At 72.2% G+C, this 25,782-nt stretch carries 25 protein-coding genes; 14 read left to right on the top strand and 11 right to left on the bottom strand.

Translation table 11 applies throughout. From position 1 onward, the window contains the following. Positions 1-9: 9 nt before the first annotated feature. Complete coding sequence (locus HD593_RS04445) at positions 10-522, top strand: DUF6542 domain-containing protein (RefSeq protein WP_185100845.1); 513 nt, start codon at positions 10-12, stop codon at positions 520-522. A 4-nt stretch (positions 523-526) separates the two neighbouring features. On the opposite strand, the gene HD593_RS04440 is transcribed toward HD593_RS04445, so the two are convergent. Next, positions 527-1,492 (bottom strand): 4-hydroxy-3-methylbut-2-enyl diphosphate reductase, encoded by a 966-nt coding sequence (locus HD593_RS04440; protein ID WP_185100844.1) that lies wholly within the window; start codon positions 1,490-1,492, stop codon positions 527-529. A gap of 101 nt (positions 1,493-1,593) precedes the next feature. On the opposite strand from HD593_RS04440, the gene HD593_RS04435 reads away from it, so the two are divergent. Both HD593_RS04435 and xseA read left to right on the top strand, forming a co-directional pair. Continuing rightward, positions 1,594-2,475, top strand: a complete 882-nt coding sequence (locus tag HD593_RS04435; protein WP_185100843.1) for a hypothetical protein — start codon at positions 1,594-1,596, stop codon at positions 2,473-2,475. 17 nt (positions 2,476-2,492) lie between these two features. Next, positions 2,493-3,704, top strand: a complete 1,212-nt coding sequence (gene xseA, locus HD593_RS04430) for an exodeoxyribonuclease VII large subunit (protein ID WP_185100842.1) — start codon at positions 2,493-2,495, stop codon at positions 3,702-3,704. Positions 3,705-3,743: 39 nt separating this feature from the next. On the opposite strand, the gene HD593_RS04425 is transcribed toward xseA, so the two are convergent. Continuing rightward, positions 3,744-4,358, bottom strand: coding sequence for a TetR/AcrR family transcriptional regulator (locus HD593_RS04425; protein ID WP_185100841.1), 615 nt, complete (start codon positions 4,356-4,358; stop codon positions 3,744-3,746). An 83-nt stretch (positions 4,359-4,441) separates the two neighbouring features. Here HD593_RS04425 and HD593_RS04420 point away from each other — a divergent pair, with 83 nt between their 5' ends. After that, the gene (locus tag HD593_RS04420; protein ID WP_185100840.1) at positions 4,442-4,855 is read left to right on the top strand and encodes a nitroreductase family deazaflavin-dependent oxidoreductase; all 414 of its coding nucleotides are present in this window, start codon (positions 4,442-4,444) and stop codon (positions 4,853-4,855) included. Positions 4,856-5,029: 174 nt separating this feature from the next. Here HD593_RS04420 and HD593_RS04415 read toward each other — a convergent pair whose 3' ends face one another. Genes HD593_RS04415 through HD593_RS04405 form a run of 3 tightly spaced genes read right to left on the bottom strand, consistent with a single transcriptional unit; the run spans position 5,030 to position 6,461 of the window. After that, positions 5,030-5,275: an exodeoxyribonuclease VII small subunit gene (locus tag HD593_RS04415; protein WP_185100839.1), complete on the bottom strand. Its 246-nt coding sequence runs from the start codon at positions 5,273-5,275 to the stop codon at positions 5,030-5,032. 32 nt (positions 5,276-5,307) lie between these two features. Continuing rightward, the gene (locus HD593_RS04410; protein WP_185100838.1) at positions 5,308-5,838 is read right to left on the bottom strand and encodes a DUF4245 domain-containing protein; all 531 of its coding nucleotides are present in this window, start codon (positions 5,836-5,838) and stop codon (positions 5,308-5,310) included. Positions 5,839-5,849: 11 nt separating this feature from the next. Continuing rightward, entirely contained in the window at positions 5,850-6,461 is a 612-nt protein-coding gene (locus HD593_RS04405; protein WP_185100837.1) for a TetR/AcrR family transcriptional regulator, read from the bottom strand. A gap of 169 nt (positions 6,462-6,630) precedes the next feature. On the opposite strand from HD593_RS04405, the gene glpX reads away from it, so the two are divergent. Continuing rightward, on the top strand, positions 6,631-7,665 hold the full coding sequence (gene glpX, locus HD593_RS04400) for a class II fructose-bisphosphatase (protein ID WP_185100836.1): 1,035 nt from the start codon (positions 6,631-6,633) through the stop codon (positions 7,663-7,665). A 6-nt stretch (positions 7,666-7,671) separates the two neighbouring features. Here the strand turns inward: glpX and HD593_RS04395 are convergent, their stop codons facing one another. After that, positions 7,672-8,322 (bottom strand): DUF1707 SHOCT-like domain-containing protein, encoded by a 651-nt coding sequence (locus HD593_RS04395; protein WP_185100835.1) that lies wholly within the window; start codon positions 8,320-8,322, stop codon positions 7,672-7,674. Between the two features lie 256 nt (positions 8,323-8,578). Here HD593_RS04395 and HD593_RS04390 point away from each other — a divergent pair, with 256 nt between their 5' ends. Then, complete coding sequence (locus HD593_RS04390) at positions 8,579-9,253, top strand: DUF998 domain-containing protein (protein WP_185100834.1); 675 nt, start codon at positions 8,579-8,581, stop codon at positions 9,251-9,253. Here the strand turns inward: HD593_RS04390 and HD593_RS04385 are convergent. Beyond that, positions 9,217-9,807 carry a TetR/AcrR family transcriptional regulator gene (locus tag HD593_RS04385; RefSeq protein WP_312903349.1) on the bottom strand — a complete coding sequence of 197 codons (591 nt, stop codon included), beginning with the start codon at positions 9,805-9,807 and terminating at the stop codon, positions 9,217-9,219. The two genes, HD593_RS04390 and HD593_RS04385, sit on opposite strands and share 37 nt — an antisense overlap. Positions 9,808-9,905: 98 nt before the next feature. On the opposite strand from HD593_RS04385, the gene HD593_RS64220 reads away from it, so the two are divergent. After that, positions 9,906-11,066, top strand: a complete 1,161-nt coding sequence (locus HD593_RS64220) for an MFS transporter (protein WP_185100833.1) — start codon at positions 9,906-9,908, stop codon at positions 11,064-11,066. 40 nt (positions 11,067-11,106) lie between these two features. Here the strand turns inward: HD593_RS64220 and HD593_RS04375 are convergent, their stop codons facing one another. Both HD593_RS04375 and pdxR read right to left on the bottom strand, forming a co-directional pair. Continuing rightward, positions 11,107-12,045, bottom strand: coding sequence for a Gfo/Idh/MocA family protein (locus HD593_RS04375; RefSeq protein ID WP_185100832.1), 939 nt, complete (start codon positions 12,043-12,045; stop codon positions 11,107-11,109). Between the two features lie 51 nt (positions 12,046-12,096). Beyond that, entirely contained in the window at positions 12,097-13,509 is a 1,413-nt protein-coding gene (gene pdxR / locus HD593_RS04370) for a MocR-like pyridoxine biosynthesis transcription factor PdxR (RefSeq protein ID WP_185100831.1), read from the bottom strand. A gap of 68 nt (positions 13,510-13,577) precedes the next feature. On the opposite strand from pdxR, the gene HD593_RS04365 reads away from it, so the two are divergent. Beyond that, positions 13,578-14,465, top strand: coding sequence for a DMT family transporter (locus tag HD593_RS04365; RefSeq protein ID WP_246546276.1), 888 nt, complete (start codon positions 13,578-13,580; stop codon positions 14,463-14,465). 55 nt (positions 14,466-14,520) lie between these two features. Then, complete coding sequence (locus tag HD593_RS04360) at positions 14,521-16,173, top strand: fumarate hydratase (RefSeq protein ID WP_185100830.1); 1,653 nt, start codon at positions 14,521-14,523, stop codon at positions 16,171-16,173. 153 nt (positions 16,174-16,326) lie between these two features. Here the strand turns inward: HD593_RS04360 and HD593_RS04355 are convergent, their stop codons facing one another. Next, positions 16,327-16,515 carry a DUF5999 family protein gene (locus HD593_RS04355; RefSeq protein ID WP_185100829.1) on the bottom strand — a complete coding sequence of 63 codons (189 nt, stop codon included), beginning with the start codon at positions 16,513-16,515 and terminating at the stop codon, positions 16,327-16,329. A gap of 781 nt (positions 16,516-17,296) precedes the next feature. Here HD593_RS04355 and HD593_RS04350 point away from each other — a divergent pair. From HD593_RS04350 to HD593_RS04340, 3 genes are read left to right on the top strand one after another with little or no spacing between them, the layout of a single operon-like run. Next, the gene (locus HD593_RS04350) at positions 17,297-18,412 is read left to right on the top strand and encodes a serine/threonine-protein kinase (protein ID WP_185100828.1); all 1,116 of its coding nucleotides are present in this window, start codon (positions 17,297-17,299) and stop codon (positions 18,410-18,412) included. 35 nt (positions 18,413-18,447) lie between these two features. Beyond that, complete coding sequence (locus HD593_RS04345; RefSeq protein ID WP_185100827.1) at positions 18,448-20,343, top strand: serine/threonine-protein kinase; 1,896 nt, start codon at positions 18,448-18,450, stop codon at positions 20,341-20,343. A 49-nt stretch (positions 20,344-20,392) separates the two neighbouring features. Further along, the gene (locus HD593_RS04340; RefSeq protein ID WP_185100826.1) at positions 20,393-21,778 is read left to right on the top strand and encodes a class II fumarate hydratase; all 1,386 of its coding nucleotides are present in this window, start codon (positions 20,393-20,395) and stop codon (positions 21,776-21,778) included. Here the strand turns inward: HD593_RS04340 and trpD are convergent. Next, the gene (gene trpD, locus HD593_RS04335) at positions 21,768-22,826 is read right to left on the bottom strand and encodes an anthranilate phosphoribosyltransferase (RefSeq protein ID WP_185100825.1); all 1,059 of its coding nucleotides are present in this window, start codon (positions 22,824-22,826) and stop codon (positions 21,768-21,770) included. The genes HD593_RS04340 and trpD overlap by 11 nt on opposite strands. 238 nt (positions 22,827-23,064) lie before the next feature. Here trpD and HD593_RS04330 point away from each other — a divergent pair, with 238 nt between their 5' ends. Together HD593_RS04330 and HD593_RS04325 are read left to right on the top strand one after the other, a co-directional pair. Beyond that, the gene (locus tag HD593_RS04330) at positions 23,065-23,817 is read left to right on the top strand and encodes a 3-hydroxybutyrate dehydrogenase (RefSeq protein WP_185100824.1); all 753 of its coding nucleotides are present in this window, start codon (positions 23,065-23,067) and stop codon (positions 23,815-23,817) included. Then, a complete protein-coding gene (locus HD593_RS04325) occupies positions 23,817-25,772 on the top strand; it encodes a helix-turn-helix domain-containing protein (RefSeq protein WP_312903348.1) in 1,956 nt (651 codons plus the stop codon). The genes HD593_RS04330 and HD593_RS04325 overlap by 1 nt, the downstream gene beginning before the upstream one ends. Positions 25,773-25,782: the final 10 nt, after the last annotated feature.

Below are 25,782 nucleotides of genomic sequence, written 5' to 3'. Positions count from 1 at the left end.
GGTGGGCCAGTGGCAGGTGAGAAGGGCAGGCGCTCTGCGGTCAGGCTGACGGCTCGCGGCGCCATCGCGCTCGCCCTGGTGGCCACCCTGGCGGGCTACGTGCTGACAGCCGTGTTCGGCGTGGACCAGATCGTGGGCGCGGCGTTCGTGCTGGCCAGCGTGCTCGGCGTGGTGCTGGTCAACCAGCGCGAGCTGCTGTCGCTGGTGGTGACGCCGCCGCTGGTGTTCTTCTGCGCCACGCTCTTCGTGGAGCTGGGGCGGGCGTTCGGCTCGGTGTCGATCGTGCAGTCGCTGGCGCTGGGCCTCTACACGTCGATGACGCAGGGCGCGCCGTGGCTGTTCGCGGGCTCGGCCCTGGTGCTGGGCATCGCGTGGCGGCGCGGGCTCCGCGACAACGTACGGGAGCTGCGGGAGGAGCTGAAGGCGGGCACGGAGATGTCGCGCCCGCGCCAGCCGTTCGTGCCGGAGCCCGAAGGGTACTTCGAGCCCAAGGTGTACGGGACCCCGCGCGGCGAGGACTGAGCCGTCAGGAGGCGCGCAGGTCCTTGCGCAGCTCGTGGGGCAGGGCGAAGCGCATGCTCTCCTGCACCGGCTCCACCTCCGTCACGTCGCCGAACCCGTGCCGGGCCAGCCTCGCCAGCACCTCCTCGACCAGCTCTTCCGGCACCGAGGCGCCGCTGGTGACGCCGACCGTGGTGACGCCGTCGAGCCACTCGTCGCGGATGAAGTCGGCGTTGTCCACCAGGTACGACGCCTGCGCGCCGTAGTCCTTGGCCACCTCGACCAGCCGCTTGGAGTTGGAGGAGTTCTCCGAGCCGACCACGATGACGAGCTGCGACTCGGCGGCGATCTCCTTGACCGCGACCTGGCGGTTCTGGGTGGCGTAGCAGATGTCGTCGCTGGGCGGGTCGATCAGCGTGGGGAAACGCTCCTTGAGCCGGGCCACGGTCTCGGTGGTCTCGTCGACCGAGAGCGTGGTCTGCGACAGCCACACCAGCCTGCTCGGGTCCTTGACCTGCACCTTGTCGACCGCGTCGAGCCCGTCGACGAGCTGGATGTGGTCGGGGGCCTCACCGGAGGTGCCCTCGACCTCCTCGTGGCCCTCGTGCCCGATCAGCAGGATGTCGTAGTCCTTGGCCGCGAACCGCTTGGCCTCGTTGTGCACCTTGGTCACCAGCGGGCAGGTGGCGTCGATCGTGCGCAGGTTGCGCTGCCTGGCCTCCTCGTGCACGGCCGGCGAGACGCCGTGGGCGGAGAAGACCACGATCTCCCCCTCCGGCACCTCCTCGGTCTCGTCGACGAAGATGGCGCCCCTGGCCTCGAGCGTCTTCACGACATGCGTGTTGTGGACGATCTGCTTGCGGACGTAGACGGGCGCGCCGTACTGCTCCAGAGCCTTCTCGACCGCTACCACGGCTCGATCGACTCCGGCGCAGTAACCCCGTGGCTTGGCTACGAGGACTCGGCGGGATGAGGGGGTCTGGGGCTCCATACTTTCTATGCTACGTGGAGCGGTCATCTGGCCCGCGCGTGCGTGGTCGCCCGCGGTGCGCCAGACTAGCCGTCCAATACTGACCTCCCAGGGAGACGTTCATGTCCCTCAGCGACGTGATACGCAACATCGCAAGAACCGTCACCAACAAGGACGAGCTCAAGGAGAAGGCGAAGGACCTGCCGCTCATGGTCGTCCAGACCACGCTCAGCGCCGCCGGGCAGGCGTTGCTGCTCGTGGACAGGATGAAGAACTCCATCAAGGGGCTCGGGGGCAAGCAGGAGCGCGAGGAGGAGGAGTACGACTCCCGGCCGTCCGCCGCCGACCAGGTGGCCGCCGCTCCCGCCGAGACCTCGGAGGACAAGCCGGCGCGCAAGGAGCCGGTCATCTTCGCTCCGCGCTCCGGCGCTGCCGAGCCCAACGGCGCCGCCAAGGCCAAGCCGGACCCGGTCATCTTCACGCCCGCGACCAAGCCCGAGCCGGCGGAGAAGGCCGAGCCGGCCGGCAAGACGGAGCCTGTCACGGAGCCCGTCGCCGAGCCCGAGGCCGCTCCCGAGGCGGCTGTGGCGCCTGCCGCCCCCAAGGCCGTGGCCGAGCCCGCCGTGGAGACGCCCGCCGTGGAGGCGCCCGCTCCCAAGCCGAAGGCCGCCAGGAAGCCCAAGGCTCAGCCCAAGGCCGCCAAGGCCGCCGAGCCCGCCCCCGCGCCGGAGCCCGCCGCCGCCACCGCCGAGCCCGCCGCGGCTCCCGAGCCGGTCGCCGCCCCTGAGCCGGTGGCCGCGCCCGAGCCCGCCGCCGCCGTGGACCTGGCCGAGCCGCTGCCCGGCTGGTCCGGGCTGACCGTCGCCTCGCTGCGCGCCAGGATGCGCGGCAAGACGGCCGAGCAGATCGGCGACTTCCTCGCGTACGAGCGGGCGACGACGGCGCGGCCCGAGGTCATCAAGATGTTCGAGAACCGCCTCGCCAAGCTCCAGGCCGGCGAATAGGTCACTAGTCTTCCCCCATGACCTCGAAGACCACGCCTGAGTCCCCCCTGCCGATCCGCACGGTCCTGCAGATGGTGGGCGGCTGGATCGGCAGACTCGGCACGGTCTGGGTCGAGGGAGAGATCACCGACCTGAGCGCGCGTGGCGGCACGGTGTTCCTGACCCTGCGTGACCCGGTCGCCAACGTGTCGGCCAGGGTCACCGCCCCGCGCGGCGTCTACGAGGCGACGGTGCCCCGGCCCTCCAACGGCGCCAGGGTGGTGCTGCACGTCAAGCCCGACTTCTGGGTCAACAGGGGCTCGTTCGCGTTCACCGCGCTGGAGATGCGCCCGGTGGGCGTGGGCGAGATGCTGGTCAGGCTGGAGCGGCTCAGGCAGTTGCTGGCCGCCGAAGGGCTGTTCAACGCCGACAGGAAGCGGCGGCTGCCGTTCCTGCCGGGCACGATCGGGCTGATCTGCGGCCGCGACTCGGCGGCCGAGCGCGACGTGCTGGAGAACTCGCGGCGCCGCTGGCCGGCCGTGCGGTTCAAGGTCGAGGAGGTGGCCGTCCAGGGGCCGTACGCGGTGGCCGAGGTCACGGAGGCGCTGCGCAAGCTGGACGCCGACTCCTCGGTCGACGTGATTGTCGTCGCCCGCGGCGGCGGTTCCCTGGAGGACCTGCTGCCCTTCTCCGACGAGACGCTCGTGCGCGCGGTGGCGGCCTGCCGTACGCCCGTGGTGAGCGCCATCGGGCACGAGCAGGACAGCCCGCTGCTCGACCTGGTGGCCGACGTACGCGCCTCCACCCCCACCGACGCCGCCAAGAAGGTCGTGCCGGACGTCGGCGAGCAGCTCACGCTGGTGCGCCAGCTCCGCGACTGCGGGCGCAGGGTGATGAGCGGCTGGCTCGACCGGGAGATGTCCTGGCTGACGTCCGTACGCTCGCGGCCCTCGCTGGCCGACCCCGTACGCGAGCTGGAGCGCCGGGCCGAGCAGGCGGAGGCGTTGCGCGACAGGGCCAGGCGCTCGTTGTCGGGCTCGCTCGACCGCGCCGCCGACGACCTCGCCCACCTGCGCGCCCGCCTCGTCTCCCTGTCCCCGGCCGCCACGCTGGAACGCGGCTACGCCATCGTGCAGCACCCGTCGGGCGAGGTCATACGCCTGGCCAAGGACGTCGCGCCCGGCACCCTGCTGACCATCCGCCTGACCGACGACCGCCTCACGGTCCGCGCCGAGGACCCGGACGCCTGACCGGTCCCGGCCGGCAGCCTGCTCAGGCTGGCGGCCTGCTCAAGCTGACGGTGTGGCGCGGGTGACGGCCTCGGCCAGGGCTTCCAGGCCGGACTTGATCTGCTCGACCGTCATGCCGCGCTCCTCCCGCTGGCAGGCGATCAGGTGCGCGTTGACCGGCGCGAGCAGCGCGTCGGCCAGGTACGCGGCGTCCGCGCCCGGGCACGCCCGCGCGAGCAGCGTGGCGAGGTGGATGTGGTGCACCCGGTACGGCCCGGTGAAGCGCTTGGCCGTGCCGCCCTTCTCCAGCAGCAGGAACAGCGCCTCGTCCGCCAGGATGCGATCGACCAGCGCGTGCAGGAACGCCACGATCCGCTCGCGGGCGGGCGCGCCCGGACCGAGCGGCGGCGGCCCCGACAGGAACGCCGCCTGGAACCGCCGCTCCCGCTCGTCGATCAGCGCCAGCAGCAGCCCGGTACGGTCGCCGAACCGCCGGTAGACGGTGCCCACGCCGACGCACGCCTCGCGGGCGACCTCGTCGAGCGAGAGCTCGTCGGTGCCGCACTCGGTGACCATCCGCGCCGCCGCCTCGATGATCTTCTGCCGGTTGCGGGCGGCGTCGGCCCGCTCCGGCTGGGGCTGCCCGACGACGGGCAGCGATCGACGTTCGCGCACGGGCGCAGCATACCGGTTGTAAACGGAGAGTTCTCCGATTAACCTGTCAACCGGAGAACTCTCCGATTATTGAGGAGCCGAGGATGCCCAGCGATTTCAACCAGCAGATCATCGACGAGTTCCGGGCCAACGAGGGCCGGGTCGGCGGCATGTTCGAGGGCTCCCCGCTGGTGCTGCTCACCACCACGGGGGCCAAGAGCGGCCGGTCCGTCACCACTCCGGTCATGTACCTGGCGGACGGCGACCGTTACGTCGTGATCGCCTCCAACGCCGGTGCCGACAACCACCCGGCCTGGTACCACAACCTGCGCGCCACGCCCGAGGCCACGGCGGAGATCGGGACGGAGGAGTTCGGGGTGAAGGCGGAGTTCGTCGAGGGTGCGGAGCGCGACCAGCTCTACGCCCGGATGGTGGCTCAGGCGCCGGGCTTCGCCGAGTACGAGGCCAAGACCACCCGCCGCATCCCGGTGGTGGCTCTCCACCGCACGTCCGCCTGACTGCCGGAGACTGTACGGCCGGCGGGCCACCGCAGGGGTCGAGCGGTCCGGCGAGCCCAGAGCGACGGTGCGGGGGCCCGTCGCGCTGGGCGAGAGCGCGCCCGCGAAAGCCTCTGGAAGCGCCGGGCGAGAGCGCGCCCGCGAAAGCGTCTAGAGGGCGCTGCCCGATAGCCTCTAGAAGGGCGCGTCGTTGGAGTGGCCGGAGGCAGGGTCGGAGCGGCGGGCCATGGCGGCGGCGAGCTTGACGCGAGCGCCCTGGAGCCACTCCTCGCACACGGCCGCCAGCTTCTCCCCCCGCTCCCAGAGCTCGATCGACTGCTCCAGGGTGAGCCCCCCGGTCTCCAGCCGGCGCACCACCTCGGTCAGCTCCTCGCGAGCCTGCTCGTAGGAGGGGTTCTTCTCGCCTGATTCCTCTGCCACGGCCACCACCCTAGACGCGCCGGCCGACAACCTCAGCCTTTGGGCCGCTGCTGGAGCCGCGCCGCCAGCTCGCCCAGCTCCGTCCAGTCGGCCGTGCCGGTGATGACGAGCGTCACGTCGGGCAGCACGCGCACCAGCGAGCGCTGGTTCTTGTCCTCACGGAAGCGCTGCTCCCACGCCACGCCGCCGATCTGCTGCGTGCCTTGCGTCTTGTCGGTGTTGGACATGCGGTTGGCGAAGCCGGCCGCGGGCTGCTCGTTGCTCTGCGCGAACATCGCGTGCTGGCGCTTGGCGGTGGCGTAGCCGAGGTAGAGGACCTGCGCGCCGCTCTCGCCCTTGGCGATCCTGTTGCTGTTGGGCACCCAGCCTGCCGGGTCCTGGCTCGGGGCCCAGACGCCGAAGGGCACGGTGTGGCCGAAGTTGGCGACGGTGATGGAGTAATCAAGCCGCGGGATGTGCTCCTCCCGGCTCTGCGGGGTGACCAGGAGGAAGATCCCGGCGCCCGCGAGGCAGACGAAGAGGGCTACCGCGTAGCCGTACAGACCTTGGGTGAACCGTCGCACAGTTGGCGAGGTTACCCGCTGGAGGGCGTGGTCGCGGAAGCGGCCGGGCGGATCCGGCCGATGATGGCCAGCACCTCCTCGGCCAGCGCGCGGTCGCCGGAGCGCACCACCTCGGACACGGCCGCCGCCAGCGCCCCGGTGACGACCACGACGAGGGCGGGCTCGTCCTCGAACAGGGCCGCGTTGCGCTGGGCCCACACGCGCAGCCGGTCGCGCATCACCACGTCGAACCCGGGCGGCCCGTCGCCGCGCAGGAACAGCGCGGCCAGCTCGCGCTCCTCCAGGCAGCCCTCCAGGTACGCGCGGGCGGCGCCGACGAACACGCGCATGGGGTCGTTCTCGCCGTCGCCGCGGGCCGTGCGGACGGCCCGCTTGGTCCGCTGCGTCTGCCTGGCCTGGAACTCCTCCCACAGCGTGAGGTACAGGTCGGCCTTGCCGGAGAAGTGGTGGTAGAGGCTGCCCACGCTGGCGTCGGCCCTGCCCACCACGTCGGTCACGCCCGCCTCGGCGAAGCCCTTCGAGACGAACACCTCTCGGGCGGCGGCGAGCAGCGAGCTGCGCGTGGCGGCACCACGCTCGGACGTACGCGGCTGGGCCACCGCATTCTCCACATCAGGGCTCATACGGGATCTCCTCCACGGCGGGGGCGCCACGCTCCATGGTGGAGGCAAGATCCTTGGCGCGCACAGGGTATGACGCAAATCCTCTCGGTAAGCAGATTAACCGCCTCCGACCGGGCAGAGACCGGCAACTACGATCGAGGCAGTTGTCCCACGAGGAGGGCCCGTCATCATGTCCGACCAGACTTCCGTGCCACCGGCGCTCGCCACCAGCGAGCACGCTCCCGATCGAAACCTGGCGCTGGAGCTCGTCCGCGTCACGGAGGCCGCCGCGATGGCCGCCGCCCGCTGGGTCGGCAGGGGTGACAAGAACGGCGCGGACGGCGCGGCCGTGAACGCCATGCGCCAGCTCATCAGCACCGTGTCGATGAACGGCGTGGTCGTGATCGGCGAGGGCGAGAAGGACCACGCCCCCATGTTGTACAACGGCGAGCAGGTCGGCGACGGCAGCGGCCCCGACTGCGACGTGGCGGTGGACCCCATCGACGGCACGCGGCTGACGGCGCTGGGCATGCCCGACGCGGTGTCGGTGATCGCGGTCAGCGAGCGCGGCTCGATGTACGACCCGTCGGCCGTGTTCTACATGGAGAAGCTGGTCACCGGCCCGGAGGCGGCCGACGTGGTGGACATCGAGGCCCCCGTGGCCGCGAACATCAACGCCGTGGCCAGGGCCAAGCACTGCTCGGCGTCCGACGTGACCGTGGTCGTGCTCGACCGGCCCAGGCACGAGCGGCTGGTCAAGGAGATCAGGGAGACGGGCGCGCGGATCAAGTTCATCACCGACGGCGACGTGGCGGGCGCGATCATGGCGGCCCGCGCGGGCACCGGCATCGACCTGATGCTGGGCATCGGCGGCACGCCCGAGGGCATCGTGGCGGCGTGCGCGCTCAAGTGCCTGGGCGGGGTGATCCAGGGCAGGCTGTGGCCGCGCGACGACGCGGAGCGGGCCAAGGCCGTCGAGGCCGGGCACGACCTCGGTCAGGTGCTCACGACGAACGACCTGGTCAGGTCCGACGACGTGTTCTTCGCCGCGACCGGGATCACGCACGGCGAGCTCATGCAGGGCGTACGGTTCCGCGCCGGCTCCGCGGTGACGCAGTCGCTGGTGATGCGCGGCAGGTCCGGCACCATCCGCAAGATCGACAGCGAGCACCAGCTGTGGAAGCTGCGCGCGTACAGCGCGATCAACTTCGACACGGCGGGGTAGGGGCGGTCAGCGGCGGCGCTTGCGGCGGGGCGGTTCCTTGACCTTGACCTCGCCCGCGAAGTTCGTCGTGCGCACCTCGACCACCGGCGCTCCCGGCTCGGTGGGCTGCTTGGTCAGGCGGACCGTCTTGTCCTTGGCGACCCTGATCACCTCGAGCCCTTCCGGCACGTGGATCTCCAGCCCGCCGAAGACGAGGGTGGCGTTGATGATGATCCGCCGGTTCTGCAGGATCGCGTCGCGGAAGTCGAGCTTCGTCGTGCCGAACATGGCCGTCACGCCCAGCTCCGCCGGCACCACCCAGCGCCCGCCCCGCTGCTCCTGCTTGAAGATGGCCGAGACCGGCCGGCCGTCGAGGTTGAGCGGCTGCTGGTCGGGGGGCAGCAGGTCGGTCGTGAGCGCGGCCAGCTCGCCGAGCGTGCGCGCGGAGTAGAGCACGCCGAGCCGTTCCTCCAGCTCGTCCAGGGTGAGCCGGCCGTCGGCGTGGGCGTCCTGGAGCACCTGGGCGATGCGTTCGCGGTCGGCGTCGGACGCGCGCAGCTCGTGCGGCTGCGGCACGTCGTCGGAGGCCGGGGGACGGCGAGCGGACACCCATTCCTCGGCCAGCCGCTCGCCGACTTCCTGCAGCTTGGGCAACCACGATCCCGCGCGTTCGTTCACACTTCTGACGATATCTGGCTCTCGCCCTGTTCGCTCGTGCCGAATGACCCGGTGTCGGCGGATTCTGGCCAGGAGACCGGCCATCTCCTCCGCCAGGTTCTCGTTCACGTCGGCGTGGCGGTTGAGCAGCCGGTGCCGCGTGACGACCTGATCAGGCAGGCGCTCGGCTGAGCGGCTTTCTCACGAATTTCTTAGGAATCTACGCGCGCGCATCGCCGTTATCCCGGCAAAGGTATCCCGGTAGAGGGAGGTGTGCGTGCATCAACCGGCGCGGTGGGGTCTCGGCGCGGCAGGCACGGGCAGCATGGTCATCCTGGGCCTCGACCTGACGAACCTCGACGAGACGAACCCGTTCAGAAGGACCATCAGCGAGCACGGCCTGGGCCCCGACGGATGGATATTCGGGCTCGGGGTGGGGCTGCTGGCGGCGGGTTCGCTGGCCATCGGCGTGTCGCTGGCGCGCAAGCGGCTGGCCGGGATCTTCGGCAGCATCGCGCTGCTGGGCTGGAGCGTCGGGCTGTTCCTCACGGCCTGGTTCGAGAAGCACGACTGGTCGGTCGGGCCGAGCCTGAGCGGCAGCATCCACCGGGTGGGCAGCTTCGTGGCCTTCCTCTGCCTGCCGCTGGCCGCCGTGATCATCGCCAGGCCGTGGCGGCACAAGGAGCGGTCGAAGGCCACGCTGGCGGCGTTCGGGCTGGGGATCTGCTCGGTGCTGTGGGTGGCCGGCATCGGCGCGGTGATGCTCGTCGGGGCCGGCAACGGGCTGCCGTGGTACCGCGTCATGCCGCTGGGGCTGGTGGAGCGGGGGATGGCCGTCACCGAGGTGGCGGCGCTGCTGGCGCTCGGCGTGTGGGCCGCGGCCAAGCGCCTGGAGGACGTGCCGGCGCCCGCCGCTCAGGGGCGCAGCGTGGCGATGAGGTCGTCCACGTAGCCCTGGAAGACGGCCGCCATGTCCACCCGGTCCGGGTCGATCAGCCACTGTGTCTGCAGGCCGTCCATCATGGCGATCAGCCGGTCGGCGTGCGCCTCGGCGTCGAGCCCCGCCCTGAACTCGCCCAGCTCGACACCCTTGCGCAGCGCCGCCGCCATCATCGCGCGCAGCCGCCGGTAGCGCCGCCTGGCCCAGTCGTGCCCGGGGTGGCCGGGCGTCACGGCCTCGCCGCTGATCACGGAGAAGAGCTGGACCAGGCCCGGCACCCGGGAGTTGTGCTCGACGACCGCGGCCAGGGCGCGCAGCGCGCCGATCCCGCCGGACGGCTCCAGGTCGAACCTGCGCACGTCCAGCTCGTCGCGGTAGTCGAGGACGGCGACGAGCAGCAGCTCCTTGTTCCTGAAGTGGTGCAGCAGCCCGGCCTGTGACAATTCGGCACGCTCGGCGATGCGGGCCAGCGACGCGCCCCGGTAGCCGTGCTCGGCGAACTCCAGCAGCGCGGTGGCCAGGATGCGCTCCCTGCGCGCCGCACCGGTCGCGTAGCCCCGTCTCACGCGCGGCAGCCTATCTCGCCCCTGGCGGAGGGCCTTGGGCAGCCGTTAACCTGACCGCGCCTCACGTTTGATTCCCCCCCCCCGATCAGGAGGCCGCTGTGCCGTCCGCACGTGATCGCCAGGCCCGCGTCGCCACGTACGTCGTCTACGCCGTGCAGGGCCTCTCCTTCGCCTCGTTGCTCATCCAGGTCGCCAACCTTCAGGCCAAGCATGGGCTCGACGAGGGCTCGCTGACGATGTTGCTGCTGGTCGTGCCCGTGTTCGCGGGGGTCGGCAGCGTGGCGGCGGGCGCGTTCGCCGCCCGGTTCGGCAGCAAGCTGCTGCTGCGGATCGCCCAGCCGGTGGTGGCCGGCGCGGTGGTGCTGGCCGGGCTCGCGCCGAACGTGCCGCTGCTGCTGCCGGTGCTGCTGCTGTTCGGGGTGGCGGTCGGCGCGGTGGACGCGGGCATGAACATGCAGGGCGTGGCCGTCGAGCGCAGGTACGGCGTGGAGGTGCTGAACGGGTTCCACTGCGTGTGGAGCGTGTTCAGCCTGGCCGCGGCGCTGTGGGCGTCGGGAGCCGCCGGGCTGCCGCTGCCGGTGGTCATGGCCCTGCCCATGGTCCTCGCGGTGGCCGGCTCGCTCTACGCCGGGCGGGACCTGTGCACGCGCGAGGAGGAGAAGGTCGAGGCCGAGGGCACGGCCGTCGCCGGCCGCTTCCCGTGGCGGCCGATCATCCCGCTCTGCCTGGCCATGGGCTTCCTGTACGTCGGCGACGCCGCCGTGTCCAACTTCAACACCGTCTTCATGAAGGACGTGCTCGCCGCGAGCCCCGCCGTGATCCCGCTGGCCTACGCCGCGTACCAGGCGACCACGCTGGCCGTCAGGCTCGGCGGCGACTTCGCCGTCCGGCGGTACGGCCCCGCGGCCATCGTCAGGATCGGCGGCGTGATCGCCACGCTCGGGTTCCTCGGCGTGGTGCTGGCCCCGACGCAGCCGCTGGGCATCGTCGCGTTCGGGCTCACGGGCGTGGGGCTGGCGGTGGTGGCGCCGCAGTCGTTCTCGGCGGCGGGCAAGCTCGACCCGGCGGGCACCGGCGTGGCCATCGCCCGCGTGAACCTCTTCAACTACGTCGGCTTCATCGTCGGAGCCGCCCTGGTGGGTGGCATCGCGGACGCGGCCGACATGCGGGTGGCGTTCGCGGCGCCGCTGGTGCTGGCCGCCGCGATCATCGCGCTGGCCCCGGGCTTCGAGCCCAAGCGCGCCCCCGCCGCCACCTGAGGCCGGCGCCGCACCTCCACGCCCCCGCCGCGACCTGACGCTAGTGCCGTACCTCCGCGACCTCGACGGGACGGCCCTCGCGCAGCGACAGGTCGGCGGCCTCGGCCACGTAGAGGGCCTCCAGCGCGTCCTCGATCGAGCACGGGCTCCGGTCGCTGCGCAGGAAGGCGTCCAGCTCCGCGCGGTAGGCGGTCTCGAAGCGGGCCACGAAGTCCGGCCAGGGCGGCTCCAGGCCGGACGGGCCCTCGGTGGTGTGCAGCGGGGCTCGCGGGCCGAGGCCGACGGCCTGCGTGCGCCTGGTGCCCGCCAGCTCCATGCGCACGTCGTACCCGCCGCCGTTGTAGCGCGAGCCCTGCAGGGTGGCCAGCGTGCCGTCGTCCAGCGTCAGCAGCGCGGCGCTGTTGTCCACGTCGCCCGCCTCGGCGAAGAACGCGGCGCCGCGGTTGGCCCCCCTCGCGTAGACTGACACGACCTCCCGGCCGGTCACCCAGCGCAGGATGTCGAAGTCGTGGATGTGGCAGTCGCGGAAGAGGCCGCCGGACAGCGGGATGTACGCGGCGGGCGGCGGCGCCGGATCGGCCGTGACCAGGTGCACGCGGTGCAGCTCGCCCAGCTCGCCGGCCCTGAGCGCGTGCGCCGCAGCCACGTAACCGGGATCGAACCTGCGCTGGAACCCGATCTGCACCCGGTTGCCCGCACCGGCCTCCAGCACCTTGACGGTGTCGGCCACCGTGCCCGCCACCGGCTTCTCGCAGAAGACCGGGATGCCCAGCCGGCACGCCTTCATGATCAGCTCCGCGTGGGTGCTGGTCGGGGTGGCGATGACGACGGCGTCCGCCTCGAACGCGTCGCCCGGCCTCCCGTGCGGCGAGGTGTGTACGGGATCGCTCACGATCAGCTCGTCCACCAGGGGATGCGCGGCCAGGGTCGCGGCGTGGAAGGCCCCGATCCTGCCCAGCCCCAGCAGTCCCACCCGCATGGCGCCTCCCGTTCGCTCGTCCGGCTCTCTTTCTAAGCGAGCACTTCTCCCTCAGTCAACAGTTTGTCCTGACATGCGGACCTTCAACCCGCGTACGGCCTCGGCCGCCTTGTGCGGGGGCAGCCGCGCGAACCCCACCACCACGGCCGCCGGCCCCGGCAGCTCCCGCATCGGCCCCACCGGCTCCGCGGACAGGCCGAGCTGGAGGGCGGCGAGCACGGTACGCGACTCGTCCCACCCCCTGGGCAGCTCCAGGTACACGTGCAGCCCGGCCTCGATGCCCCTGACCCGGACTTCCGGCAGCTGCTCGGCCAGCGCCTCGACCAGGGCGTCCCGGCGGCGCCGGTACTCCCTGCGCATGCGCCGCAGGTGCTTGTCGTAGCCCCCGGTACGCAGGAAGTGGGCCAGCGCGTACTGCTCGATCACCGGCGAGCCCAGGTCGAGCTCGCCCCGCGCCCGCCGGATGGCCTCGGCCAGGTCGGGCGGCGCGGCCACCCAGCCGAGCCGCAGCCCGGGCGCCAGGGCCTTGCTCACGCTGCCGGAGAGGATCACCCTGTCGGGCGCCAGGCCCTGGAGGCAGCCGACGGGGTCGCGGTCGAAGCGGAACTCGGCGTCGTAGTCGTCCTCCAGGACGATCCGGCGCCCCGCGTACGCCCACTCCATCAGCGCGGCCCGGCGCTCCGGAGAGAGCACCACCCCGGTCGGGAACTGGTGGGCGGGCGTCACCAGCACGGCGTCCCCGCTCAGCCTGCGCACGTCGAGGCCCTGCTCGTCCACCGGCACCGGCACCAGGTGCGCCCCCGCCCTGCGCAGCAGCGGCACCTGCCGGTGGCTCGTCGGGTCCTCCACGGCCAGCCGAAGCGAGCGCTGCTGGGCCAGCACGTGCAGGGCCAGGCTCAGCCCCTGCGCCACGCCGCCGACGATGATCAGGTGCTCGGGCCGCACGTCGGCCGCCCTGACCCGCCTGAGGTAGGCGGCCAGCTCTTCGCGCAGCTCGGGCACGCCGCCGGGGTCCCCGTAATCGAGGGCGTCCGAGGGTACGGTGGTCAGGACGTGCCTTACGGCCGCGAGCCAGCGTTCACGGGGGAAGTGGCCGAGGTCGGGGGAGGTGGGGCGATGACCGTAGTGCGGGGGAGACGCCTGGGCGCTCGGCGCCCGGCGGACCGGATCGGGCCTGGCGGGGGCGGAGCCGCGCGGCCCCGGGGCGGCGCGGGTGGCGTTCTTGGGGGTGACCCGGGTGCCGGCGCCCACCCTGGAGACCAGGAAGCCCTCGGCGACCAGTTGCTCGTACGCCTCCACGACCACCCCTCTGGAGACCTGGAGGTCGGTGGCGAGGTCGCGGGTGGCGGGCAGGCGGGTGCCCGGCGTGAGCCGGCCGCCCCGGATGGAGGCGCGCAGCTCAGCCGCGATCTGCCCGGCGATGCCCCCCTTTCCGCGATTTATCTGGATATGAAGGTCTGCCATATTGGTCCTGTCTCCCGGCGGGACATTGGACTGTTTGTGCGAACCATTGTCTCCCTAGCATCCTTCGCATGAGAAACGGCATGAAAAACGGCATCGTGGGCGCCGCCGCGGCCATGTTCCTGGTCGGGACGCTGGCGGGGGTCTCCGGACTGGTCGGCGCATACCCCATATACGGCGGCCAGGCGGTCCGGTATCTCGTCGCTTCGGTCATCCTGCTTGTCATAACGAGAGTGCTCGGCCTTCGGTTCGTCCGCATGACGTGGCGCGAGTCGCTCTGCCTGCTCGGGCTGACGCTGCTGGGCCTGGTGTTCTTCAACGTGGCCGTGGTGGAGTCCACCCGCGCCTCGGGGCCGGCGCTGGTGGGCACCGTGCTGGGCACCGTGCCGCTGGCCCTGGCGCTGGCGGGCGGGCGGCCCGCGCCCCGGCTGCTGGTCGGGGCCGGCGTGGTGGTGGCGGGGGCGACGCTGGCCACTGGGCTCGGCAGCGGCACCCAGGAGAGCCTGCTGTGGGCGCTGGGCGCGCTGGTGGGCGAGGTGAGCTTCTCCCTGCTGGCGATCCCCCTGCTGCCGAAGCTGGGGCCGATCCGGGTGTCGGCGTACTCGACGACGCTGGCCGTGCCCATGCTGGCGGTGGTCGGGCTGGCCGACGCGGGGACGGGCATGCTCAGGGTGCCGACGCTGGCCGAGGCGCTCGGGTTCGCCTACCTGGCGGTCGTGGTGACCGTGGTGGCGTTCTTCCTCTGGTACACCTCGCTGCCCAAGCTGGGGCCCGGGCGGGCCGGGCTGTTCGCGGGGCTCATCCCGGTGGCGGCCATCGTCACGGGGGCCGTGCTCGGGGTGGCCATGCCGACCGCGTACGACCTGCTGGGCGCCGGCCTGGTGGTCGCCGGCATCCTGATCGGCCTGAGCGCGGAACGCGCGGGCGCGCGGGCGGCGGTGCGGCCGTCCGAGGCCTGACGGCCCTCCCCTCCTATCGGTGCGCGTAATCTCTTGTGCGACCGAAAGGATGGACATGGGCGAGTTCGACTACACCGACCTGCTGCCGCTTGGAGCCGACGAGACGGAATACCGGCTGATCACCTCGGAGGGGGTGCGGAAGGTCGAGGCGGCCGGGCGTACGTTCCTCGAAGTCGACCCCGAGGCGCTGCGCCTGCTCACCGAGACGGCCGTGCACGACATCTCGCACTTCCTGCGCGCCTCGCACCTCGCCCAGCTCAGGAAGATCGTCGACGACCCCGAGTCCAGCGGCAACGACCGCTTCGTCGCCCTCGACCTGCTGAAGAACGCCTCCATCTCGGCCGGCGGCGTGCTGCCGATGTGCCAGGACACCGGCACCGCCATCGTCATGGGCAAGCGCGGCCGCCACGTGCTGACCGACGGGCAGGACGCCGAGCACATCTCGCGCGGCGTGTACGACGCCTACACCAAGCTCAACCTGCGTTACTCCCAGATGGCCCCCATCACCATGTGGGAGGAGAAGAACACCGGCGACAACCTCCCCGCCCAGGTCGAGCTGTACGCCGAGGACCCCCACGGGCACCCCGACGAGTACAAGCTGCTGTTCATGGCCAAGGGCGGCGGCTCGGCCAACAAGTCGTTCCTGTACCAGGAGACCAAGGCCGTGCTCAACGAGAAGCGCATGATGGCCTTCCTGGAGGAGAAGATCCGCTCGCTCGGCACGGCGGCCTGCCCGCCGTACCATCTGGCCGTCGTCGTGGGCGGCACCTCCGCCGAGTACGCCCTCAAGACCGCCAAGTACGCCAGCGCCCGCTACCTCGACTCGATCCCCACGGAGGGCTCGCCGTCCGGGCACGGGTTCAGGGACCTGGAGATGGAGGCCAAGGTCTTCGAGCTGACGCAGAAGCTGGGCATCGGGGCGCAGTTCGGCGGCAAGTACTTCTGCCACGATGTGCGCGTCATCCGCCTGCCCAGGCACGGGGCCTCCTGCCCGGTCGCCATCGCCGTGTCCTGCTCCGCCGACCGCCAGGCCCTCGCAAAGATCACGCCGGAGGGGGTGTTCCTGGAGAAGCTGGAGACCGACCCGGCCCGCTTCCTGCCCGAGACCACCGACGAGCACCTGTCGGACGACGTGGTCGCGATCGACCTCAACCGGCCGATGCCCGAGATCCTCGCCGAGCTCACCAAGTACCCGGTCAAGACCCGCCTGTCCCTGTCGGGCCCGCTGGTGGTCGCCCGCGACATCGCGCACGCCAAGATCGCCGAACTGCTGGACAACGGTGGCGAGATGCCGCAGTACCTCAAGGACCACGCCGTCTACTACGCCGGTCCTGCCAAGACGCCCGAGGGTTACGCGTCGGGCTCGTTCGGGCCGACGACGGCCGGGCGCATGGACTCGTACGTGGAGCGGTTCCAGGCGGCGGGCGGGTCGATGGTGATGCTGGCCAAGGGGAACCGGTCCAAGCAGGTCACCGAGGCTTGCCAGCAGTACGGCGGCTTCTACCTGGGGTCCATCGGCGGGCCCGCGGCGCGGCTGGCGCAGGACTGCATCAAGAAGGTGGAGGTGCTGGAGTACCCCGAGCTGGGGATGGAGGCGGTGTGGAAGATCGAGGTGGTGGACTTCCCCGCGTTCATCGTCGTGGACGACAAGGGGGACGACTTCTTCACCGACAGGACCGGCCCGGTCCTGTCCATCGGCCGCCGCTGACGCCGGCGCCGGGGAGTCAGGCGCCTGCGGGCGCCTGACAGGCAGGTGCAGGAGGGGCGGCGGCGGCCGCGCGGTCAGGCCGGCCGGCGGGATCGGCCGCGCCGGGCGGCGGCGCGTCCCGCCCTGCGCCGGGCCCGGTGATCGGGGAGATGCTCATGCGGCCACCGGGGCCCGGTGCGGTGCCACGACGGAGCCGTCGGGCAGCAGCAGACCGGTGTCATCGAACAGCACGACGCCGTTGCAGAGAAGGCTCCAGCCCTGGTCGGGGTGGGCCGAGATGACGTGCGACCGCTCGCGGTCGGGGGAGTCGGCACTGGGGCAAACGGGCTTGTGACTGCACATGGCGCACCTCTCAGATTGCGCTCCGGGTTGCGGGTCTTCAAAAGGGCAGCGTGCGCCCTGACGGTGTGCGGAGGTCCAGTGCGGCTCTGGTCGGCTTCTTCGGCCGGCGGCGAACCTGGATCTGGCGCATCCTCATCACGTCCTTAGTGGTCTGACTTCATCGGTGGGACCCTCGGGCGTTCTGCTCTCAGTCTGACGTTCGGCACCGACAGTTTCCTGGATGACGGTCAGCGAGGGCGTTCGGCCTTCTTTCCTGGTCCTAACCATGCCCCCGTCCCCTTACGGCACCCTTACAAGTCGCTGACGGCGCCCCGTGGTTCCTGTCAGTCAGCCTGCCGTACGCCTGAATGTCCCCTACCAGGCATCATGCACAAATTTTCGGCCTGTCGTTGTGCCGATCGACACAAACGGCACATGAGCTGCGGAAACGCGCGGAGAGTGGTCGCGGGTAAAGCGCTCGCGCGGGCGGCGCGAACCTGCCCGCGCGCGGGAGCCCGGGCGGGCCCGGGAGCCGCGGGCCGCGAGCCCGTCACTGAACCGTGACCGATGGGAGAACACCACGCCGCCGCTCGTGTTCGACGCACCGGGGCAGGCGTACTACCTTCGGTATCGCGACGCGCCCGTCCGGATCACGCGGAGAAACTGCGGGGCCTCATCAACTGGGATGATGTGGCCAGGACGTTTGCTGACGTGACGAGTCAGGCGGCTTGACTTAAGTTCGCAACAAATTATCGGCCCCGCCTCTACTGGTCGGTTTACACAAATAGGTAAGCTGCCTGGCATGCGTGCGCCCTCCGGTTACCTACTCGCCGCGCGCTATCGGCTCGTGGAGCCGGTTGGTCGCGGCGGCATGGGCACCGTTTGGCGGGCACATGACGAGCTGCTCGACCGGGACGTGGCGGTCAAGGAAGTACGGCTGCCCACGGTCCTCGACGAGGAGCTGCGTGCCGAGCTGTGCGCGCGCACCGAGCGCGAGGGCCGGGCGACCGCGATGGTCGCGCACCCGTCGGTGATCACCGTCTTCGACGTGGTCACCGAGGACGACCGGCCGTGGATCGTGATGGAGCTGCTGCGGGCCAAGTCCCTGGAGCAGCTCATCCAGGAGGAAGGACCGCTCCACCCGCGCAAGGCCGCCGAGATCGGCCGGCAGATCCTGGGGGCGCTGCGCGCCGTGCACGCCAAGGGCATCCTGCACCGCGACGTGAAGCCGAGCAACGTGCTGGTGACGGAGGACCGCGCGGTGCTCACCGACTTCGGCCTGGCCGCACTCGAGGGTGACGTTTCCATCACCCAGGCGGGCATCGTTCTCGGGTCCGCCGGTTACATCGCTCCCGAGCGGGTGCTCGGCTCGAAGGCCAGCCCCGCCGGCGACCTGTGGTCGCTCGGCGCGACCCTCTACACCGCCGTCGAGGGCAGGGGCCTGCACGGCAGGCGTACGGCCGCCGCCGCGCTCGCGGCACTGACCAGCGGCGAGCCGATCCCGATGACCAAGGCGGGCCCGCTGGCGCCCGTGCTCGACGCGCTGCTCAGGATCGACCCCGCGACCAGGCTCGACTCCGTGCGCGCCTCGCTCATGCTGACCAGGGTCGCCGCGGGCGGCTCGGCGGAGGAGCCGCTGACTCCGCGCAGGCCGGCCCGCCCCTCGCCGTCGATCACGATCCCGCAGCCCCCTTTCGTGCGCAGGCCCGCGCACCGCGGGCTGCACAGGGCGGATCCGCCGGCGGGCTCCGTGAACGTGCCCTCGCCCCGGCAGGAACGCAAACCAGGCGAGGGCGTGCACAGGAAGCGGGTCGAACCGCGTCCGGCGCCGTCGGCTTATGCCCGTTTCAAAGCGACGGTGATAAAGTTGTGCCTTCCTCGGCGGTTCTGGCCAAGAGAACTTCGCAAGCGAGGGTAAAGCACTTCCCAAGCGAGAATCGATATCTTCTTCTCATGCCGGAACAGCAGACACGCCTGCTCGCGGAGCGCTACGAGCTCATCACCCCGCTCGGGCGGGGCACGATGGGCACCGTGTGGCGGGCCCGCGACCGCGCGCTCGGGCGCGAGGTGGCGGTCAAGGAAATCCGCCAGGACCCGGGTCTCACCGAGGAACAGCGGGCCGAGCTGCGCGAACGTATGGTGCGCGAGGGCCGCATCGCCTCCCGGATCAGCCACCCTTCCGTGGCCTCCATCCATGACGTGCTGATCCAGGACAACAGCCCGTGGATCATCATGGAGCTCATCGAGGCCCGCTCGCTGGAGCAGGTCATCGAGGAGGAGGGGCCGCTGCCGCCGCGGCTGGTGGCCGAGATCGGCGTGGACCTGCTCGGGGCCCTGCGCGCGGCGCACGCCCAGGGCATCACCCACCGCGACGTCAAGCCCGGCAACGTGCTCATCACCGAGAGCGGGCGCGTGGTGCTGACCGACTTCGGCATCGCCAAGGCCGAGGGTGACTCCCGGCTGACCAAGACCGGCATGGTGATCGGCTCGCCCGGCTACACCGCGCCGGAACGCGCCAGGGGTGAGTACACCGGCCCCGAGTCCGACATCTGGTCGCTCGGCGCCACGCTCTACTTCGCCGTCGAGGGGCGGCCGGCGTACGAGCGGTCCACGATCGCGGAGACGCTGGCGGCGCTGCTCACCGAGAGCGCCGACCCGCCCACGCAGGCGGGGCAGCTCAGGCCCGTGCTGAACGGGCTGCTGAACAAGGACTACCGGCAGCGGCTGAACGCTGCCAAGGCGGAGACCCTGCTGCGCATGGTCGCCGACACCCCCACGAGCGAGATGCCGGTGCTGACGGCCGAGGCTCTTATGGCGCAGGAGGCCGCTTTGCCCGATCCGTTCGCCACCCCCGAGAACCCGGCCCCAGGCGCCCAGCGCCCGGCCGGCCAGCCGCCCTACGGACCTCCTGGGCAGGGACCCGGCGGGCCTCAGGGCCGCGGCCCGGTGCCCGCCGGTGGGCCGGGGGCCTCCGGTGTGGGGCACGCGATGCAGGGCATGAGCGGGCCTCAGGCACCCACCGGGCCGAACGCCTTCAGCGGGCCCCCTGCCGCCCACACGCCGCCCGGACAGCGCCCGGCGGGCGCCCAGGGCCCGGGCACCCCGTCAGGGGCTCAGCCCGCGCCAGGGCCGCAGTCGGCGCCCGGACGTGGCAGCCCCTCAGGGCCGCAGCCTGCCCCGGGATTCGGCGGCCAGTCAGGGCCGCAGCCCGCGCCGGGAGCCGGCGGCCACTCAGGGCCGCAGCCCGCGGCGGGACCCGGCGGTCCGGCGGGACCGCGGCCTGCCCCGGGACCCGGCGCCCCCACAGGCCCGCACGCGGCTGGCCCGCAGGGGCCGGCGCACGGGCCGAACGCGCCGACCGTGCCGCAGGCCGCCGGCGGCGGCCACGGGCAGGGGCAGCAGCCCTTCGCCCCGAACGCGGGCCAGGCCCCAGGTACCGAGGGCGACTACGACCCCGAGCGGACGGTCAGCATCTCGCGCCCCAAGGGCCCGTTCCCCGGGGCGCAGGAGCAGGGCGGAAGGCCGCAGCGCCCCGCCGACGAGGGCTCCTTCGCGACGACCCGCATCCCGAAGGGATCCCCCGGCCAGCAGGTCTATCCGGTGCCCGCTCCCCCGCCCGGCCAGCCCCAGCCGCAGTCCGGACCCCCGCCGCAGCTGCCCCATCAGCAGAGCCTCCAGGGGCAGCAGTTCGGCGGGCACGGCCTGGGCACGGACCTGTTCGCGATCGCGGGCCCGCCGGAGGAGAAGCGCCCCGCGGGCAACCGCAACGGCATGCTGGTGCTCATGGCGGTGGCGGCAGCGGCGGCCGTGGTGATCGCCGTACTCATCGTGGCCCTGTTCTCGAGCTGAGGCGGGTGCCTCCGGGCCGTTCAGACCGCCGTGGGTCAGACTGGAAGTCATGAGTGAGTTCCGGATCGAACATGACTCGATGGGCGAGGTACGCGTGCCGGCTGGCGCCAAGTGGCGCGCGCAGACCCAGCGGGCAGTGGAGAATTTCCCGATCTCAGGCCGGCCCCTGGAGCCGTCGCACATCGCCGCGCTCGGCCTGATCAAGGCGGTGGCGGCCGAGGTCAACGGCGAGCTCGGCGTGATCGACAAGGACCTGGCCGAGGCGATCGCGCAGGCCGCCGCCGACGTGGCGGAGAACGAGCACGACGCCGACTTCCCGATCGACGTCTTCCAGACCGGCTCGGGCACCTCGTCCAACATGAACGCCAACGAGGTGATCGCGACGCTGGCCGAGGAGCGGCTGGGCCGTCCCGTGCATCCCAACGACCACGTGAACGCCTCGCAGTCGTCCAACGACGTGTTCCCCACCTCGATCCACGTGGCGGCGGCCACCGAGGTGACCTTCCACCTGCTGCCCTCGCTCAGGCACCTGGCGCAGGCGCTGAGGGAGAAGGCGATCGAGTTCGACGGCGTGGTGAAGTCGGGGCGTACGCACCTGATGGACGCGACGCCGGTGACGCTGGGTCAGGAGTTCGGCGGGTACGCCACGCAGGTCGAGCACGGCGTCGTGCGCGTCTCGGCGGCCCTGGAGCACGTGCTGGAGCTGCCGCTGGGCGGCACGGCCGTGGGCACGGGCATCAACACGCCGCCGGGCTTCGCCCAGGAGGCCATCGCCAAGCTGCGCGAGGCGACGGACATCCCGTTCCAGGAGGCCGCCGACCACTTCGAGGCCCAGGGCGCGCAGGACTCGATCGTGGAGCTGTCGGGGCAGCTCAAGGTGGTCGCGGTCTCGCTCACCAAGATCGCCAATGACCTGCGCTGGATGGGCTCGGGGCCGCGCGCGGGGCTCGGCGAGATCAACCTGCCCGACCTGCAGCCGGGCTCGTCGATCATGCCGGGCAAGGTCAACCCGGTGATCCCCGAGGCCACGGCCATGGTCGCGGCCCAGGTGATCGGGAACGACGCGGCGATCACGTTCGCCGGCGCGTCGGGCAACTTCGAGCTGAACGTGCAGCTGCCCCTCATCGCGCGCAACATCCTGGAGTCGATCAGGCTGCTGGCGAACGTCTCCCGCCTGCTCGCCGACCGCTGCGTCGCCGGCATCACGGCCAACGTCGAGCGGCTGCGCGAGTACGCCGAGTCGTCCCCGTCGATCGTCACCCCGCTGAACAAGTACGTCGGCTACGAGGAGGCGGCGAAGATCGCCAAGCAGGCCCTGGCCGAGCGCAGGACGATCAGGGAGGTCGTCATCGAGCGCGGCCACGTGGCGGCGGGAAAGCTCACGGAGGAGCAGCTCGACGCCGCACTCGACGTGCTGTCCATGACTAGGCCCTGACCGTCCCGGCGGCGGCCCGCCGGGTGGCGTCGGCCCAGCGGGTGAGCAGGGAGAGCGCGGCACCGGAGTCGACGGCGTCGGCGGCCCGCTTGTAGCCGGCCGCCAGCGCGGCCGTGATCTCGGCCGCCGGCGGGGTGCCGTCGGCGGCCACCAGGGCGGCGGCCGCGTTCAGCAGGACGACCTCGCGCACGGGGCCCTGCTCTCCGGAGAGCACGGCCCGCGCCACGCCGGCGTTGTGCCGCGCGTCGCCGCCACGCAGGTCCTCGGTGCGGGCCCGGGGGATCGACAGGTCGAGCGGGTCGAAGCCGGTACGCGTGACCCTGCCCCTGCGTACGACCCAGATCGTCGAGGGGCCGCAGGTGGTCAGCTCGTCGAGCCCGTCGTCGCCCCTGAAGACGAGCGCGGAGCAGCCGCGCTCGGCCAGCACGCCCGCGATGGTCGGGGCCATGGTCGGGTGAAAGACGCCGACGGCCTGCGCGGAGGGCAGGGCGGGGTTGGTGAGCGGCCCCAGGAAGTTGAAGACCGTGGGCACGCCCAGCTCGCGGCGCGGCTGGGAGGTGCGTCTCAGCGCCGGGTTGAACGCGGGCGCGAAGCAGAACGTGATGCCCACCTCGTCCGCCACCCGCACCACGGCGGCGGGCGGCAGGTCGATGACCACGCCGAGCGCTTCGAGCACGTCGGCGGCGCCCGCCATGGAGGAGGCGGCCCGGCCGCCGTGCTTGACCACCTTGGCCCCGGCGGCGGCGGTCACGATGGCGGCCATGGTGGAGATGTTCACGGTGTTGGCGCGGTCGCCGCCGGTGCCGACCAGGTCGACGGGGTCGCCGGGCACGCGGATCGCCGAGGCCCTGGCGAGCATGCCGTCGGCCAGCCCCGCGACCTCGGCCACGCTCTCGCCCTTGGCGCGCAGCGCGATCGCGAACGCGGCGATCTGGGCGTCGGTTGCCATGCCGGACATGATCTGGTCCATCGCCCAGGTGGCCTGGCGGGCGGTGAGCGAGGTGCCGTCGAGCAGCGTGGTGAGGATCCGTGGCCAGGTGGTGGTCATGAGTGCCCCTTCGTGTCTGTGCTCGACGGGGGGCACCCACTGCAACGGTGACGGCCGCCTCGTCGAGGCGGCCGTGCGCGTATCGCCGGAGGTCCGCCTAGGAGGCGGGCCACCACTGGGACGAATACGCGATCATGCCCTCACCATAGCAGACGCGCTTGATCCACATAGGCGGCCAGCCATCTATGTCGCCCGCACCCATGCGTCGCGGCCGGGCGAGCGCTTAGGGTGGCGAGGTATGGCGAAGGAGCTGACGGGGCGCACCGCGCTGGTGACGGGGGCCGGGGGCGGCATCGGGGCGGCGTGCGCGCGGCGGCTGGCCGCGGCCGGGGCCAGGGTGCTGGTCGTGGACCTGCGGGCCGAGTCCGCCGAGAAGGTGGCCGCCGAGGTGGGCGGCGCCGCGGTGGTGGCCGATCTGAGCGAGCCCGGCTTCGTGGCGGCGCTGCCCGACGAGCCGGTGGACATCGTGGTGAACAACGCCGGGTTCCAGCACGTGGCGCCGATCGAGGAGTTCCCGCCCGAGGTGTTCGCCACGATGCTCAAGGTGATGGTGGAGGCGCCGTTCCTGATCGCGCGCCGGGTGCTGCCCGGCATGTACGCCAGGGGCTGGGGGCGGTTCGTGAACATCTCGTCGGTGCACGGGCTGCGGGCCTCGCCGTACAAGTCGGCGTACACGACGGCCAAGCACGCGCTGGAGGGGTTCTCCAAGGTGGTGGCGCTGGAGGGGGCCCCGCACGGGGTGACCTCGACCTGCGTCTGCCCGGCGTACGTGCGCACCGGGCTGGTGGAGGCGCAGATCGCCGACCAGGCCAAGGTGCACGGCATCCCCGAGGACGAGGTCGTACGGGACATCATGCTCGCCCCCGCGGCGATCAAGCGCCTGATCGAGCCCGAGGAGGTGGCCGAGCTGGTCGCCTACCTGTGCGGGCCCGCCGGGGCGTTCATCACCGGCGTGTCGCTGCCGGTGGACGGTGGCTGGACGGCGCACTAGTGAGCATCCGGTTCCTGGAGCTGCTGGCCAGGGAGGCGTCCGCGGTCGAGTTCGAGGGGCCGATCATCCAGGCCAGGGCCGCCGGCGCGGACGCGGCGGCGATCGAGGAGCTGGAGCGCGCCAAGGTCGAGGCGCTCAAGGTGCGCGACCTGCTGAAACGGCGGGCCAGGCGCGAGGCGGAGCTGTCCGCGCTGTACGACACGGCCGGCGACCTGGCGGCGCTGCGCGACCTCGACGCCGTGCTGGAGGCCATCGTGCACCGGGCCAGGCAGTTGCTGGCCACCGACGTCGCGTACATGACGCTGCACGACCCCGAGCGGGGCGACACCTACATGCGGGTCACGGACGGGTCGATCTCGGCCAAGTTCCGGGCGTTGCGGCTGGCCATGGGGGCGGGGCTGGGCGGGCTGGTGGCGCAGACGGCGGTGCCGTACGCGACGGCCGACTACTTCGCCGACGCCAGGTTCCGGCACAAGGAGCACATCGACGACGCCGTCAAGGAGGAGGGCCTGGTCGCCATCCTGGGCGTGCCGCTGCGGCTGGGGCAGCGGGTGATCGGGGTGCTGATGGCGGCCAACCGCAGCGCCAGGCCGTTCCACCAGGAGGAGGTGTCGCTGCTGGCCAGCCTGGCGGCGCACGCCGCCGTCGCGATCGACAACGCCAGGCTGCTGCAGGAGACCAGGAACGCGCTGGAGGAGCTCTCCCACGCCCACCGGACCGCCAGGGAGCACGGCGAGGCCGTGGAGCGGGCCGCCATGGCGCACGACCGGATGACCTCGCTGGTGCTGCGCGGCGGCGGCATCGAGGACGTGGCGGCCGTGGTGACCGACGTGCTGGGCGGCTCGCTGGCCGTGCTGGACGACCTGGGGCGGGCCATCAGCGGCGACGTGGGCGAGCTGGACACGGGCGTGTTCGAGGCGGCGCAGGCGTCCAGGGCGCTGGGGCGTACCGTGCGCAGGGGCGATCTGCTGATCGCGTCCGTGGACGTGGGCGGCGAGCCGCTGTGCACGCTGATCCTGCGCAGCGACGACGCCGACGAGCGCATCCTGGAGCGGGCGGCGCTGGTGTGCGCGCTGCTGCTGCTGTTCCGCAGGAGCGTGGCCGAGGCCGAGGGGCGGGTCAGGGGCGAGCTGCTCGACGACCTGATCTCCCGGCCCGGCTCGCCGGGGCTGGCCGACCGGGCACGGCGGCTGGGCATGGACCTGGGCGCGCCGCACGTGGTGGTGGTGGCCAAGCACGCGGGGCAGCGCGAGCGGGCGGCGTTCTGGGCGTCGTCGCACGCCGCCGTGCGGCACGGCCTGGCGACGGGGCGGGGCGACGAGGTGGTGCTCCTGCTGCCGGGCGACGACGCGGGAGGGCTGGCGCAGCGCGTGGCCCGCGAGCTGACGTCGTCCCTGCACAGCCCGGCGACGGCGGGCGCGTCGTGCGTGGTGATGCCCGGCACGTGGCAGCCCGCGGCCGGTGCGGGAGCGCCGGGAGCGGGGCGGCAGCGCACCGGCGCGCCAGGAGGGCAGGAGCAGGAGGCACGGGACGTGGCCGCCGCCTACCAGGAGGCGCGGCGGTGCGCGGAGGCGCTGATCGCGCTCGGACGGGCCGGTGACGGCGCGGGCGCGGCCGAGCTGGGCTTCGTCGGGCTACTCGTCGGCGACGGCCGTGACGTGGGCGGCTTCGTCGGCAGGACGCTCGGCGCGGTCATCGACTACGACGCCCGCAGGGGCACCGCCCTGACCGACACGCTGGCGGCCTACTTCGGCACCGGCGGCTCCCCCTCGCGCACGGCCGAGACCATGCACATCCACGTCAACACCGTCACGCAGCGGCTCGACCGGATCGGCAAGCTGCTCGGCGAGGGCTGGCTGGAGCCGGAGCGGGCGCTGGAGATCCAGCTCGCCCTCCGCCTGCACCGGCTCGGCCACACAGACACGCCCGACACTATGGGTCCGCACGCTATATGAGTGACCCCGG

It is taken from the genome of Nonomuraea rubra, from assembly GCF_014207985.1.
Lineage (GTDB): Bacteria > Actinomycetota > Actinomycetes > Streptosporangiales > Streptosporangiaceae > Nonomuraea > Nonomuraea rubra.
The sequence above is the reverse complement of the archived record's forward strand: the minus strand, read 5'-3'. Positions and strand labels throughout refer to the sequence as shown.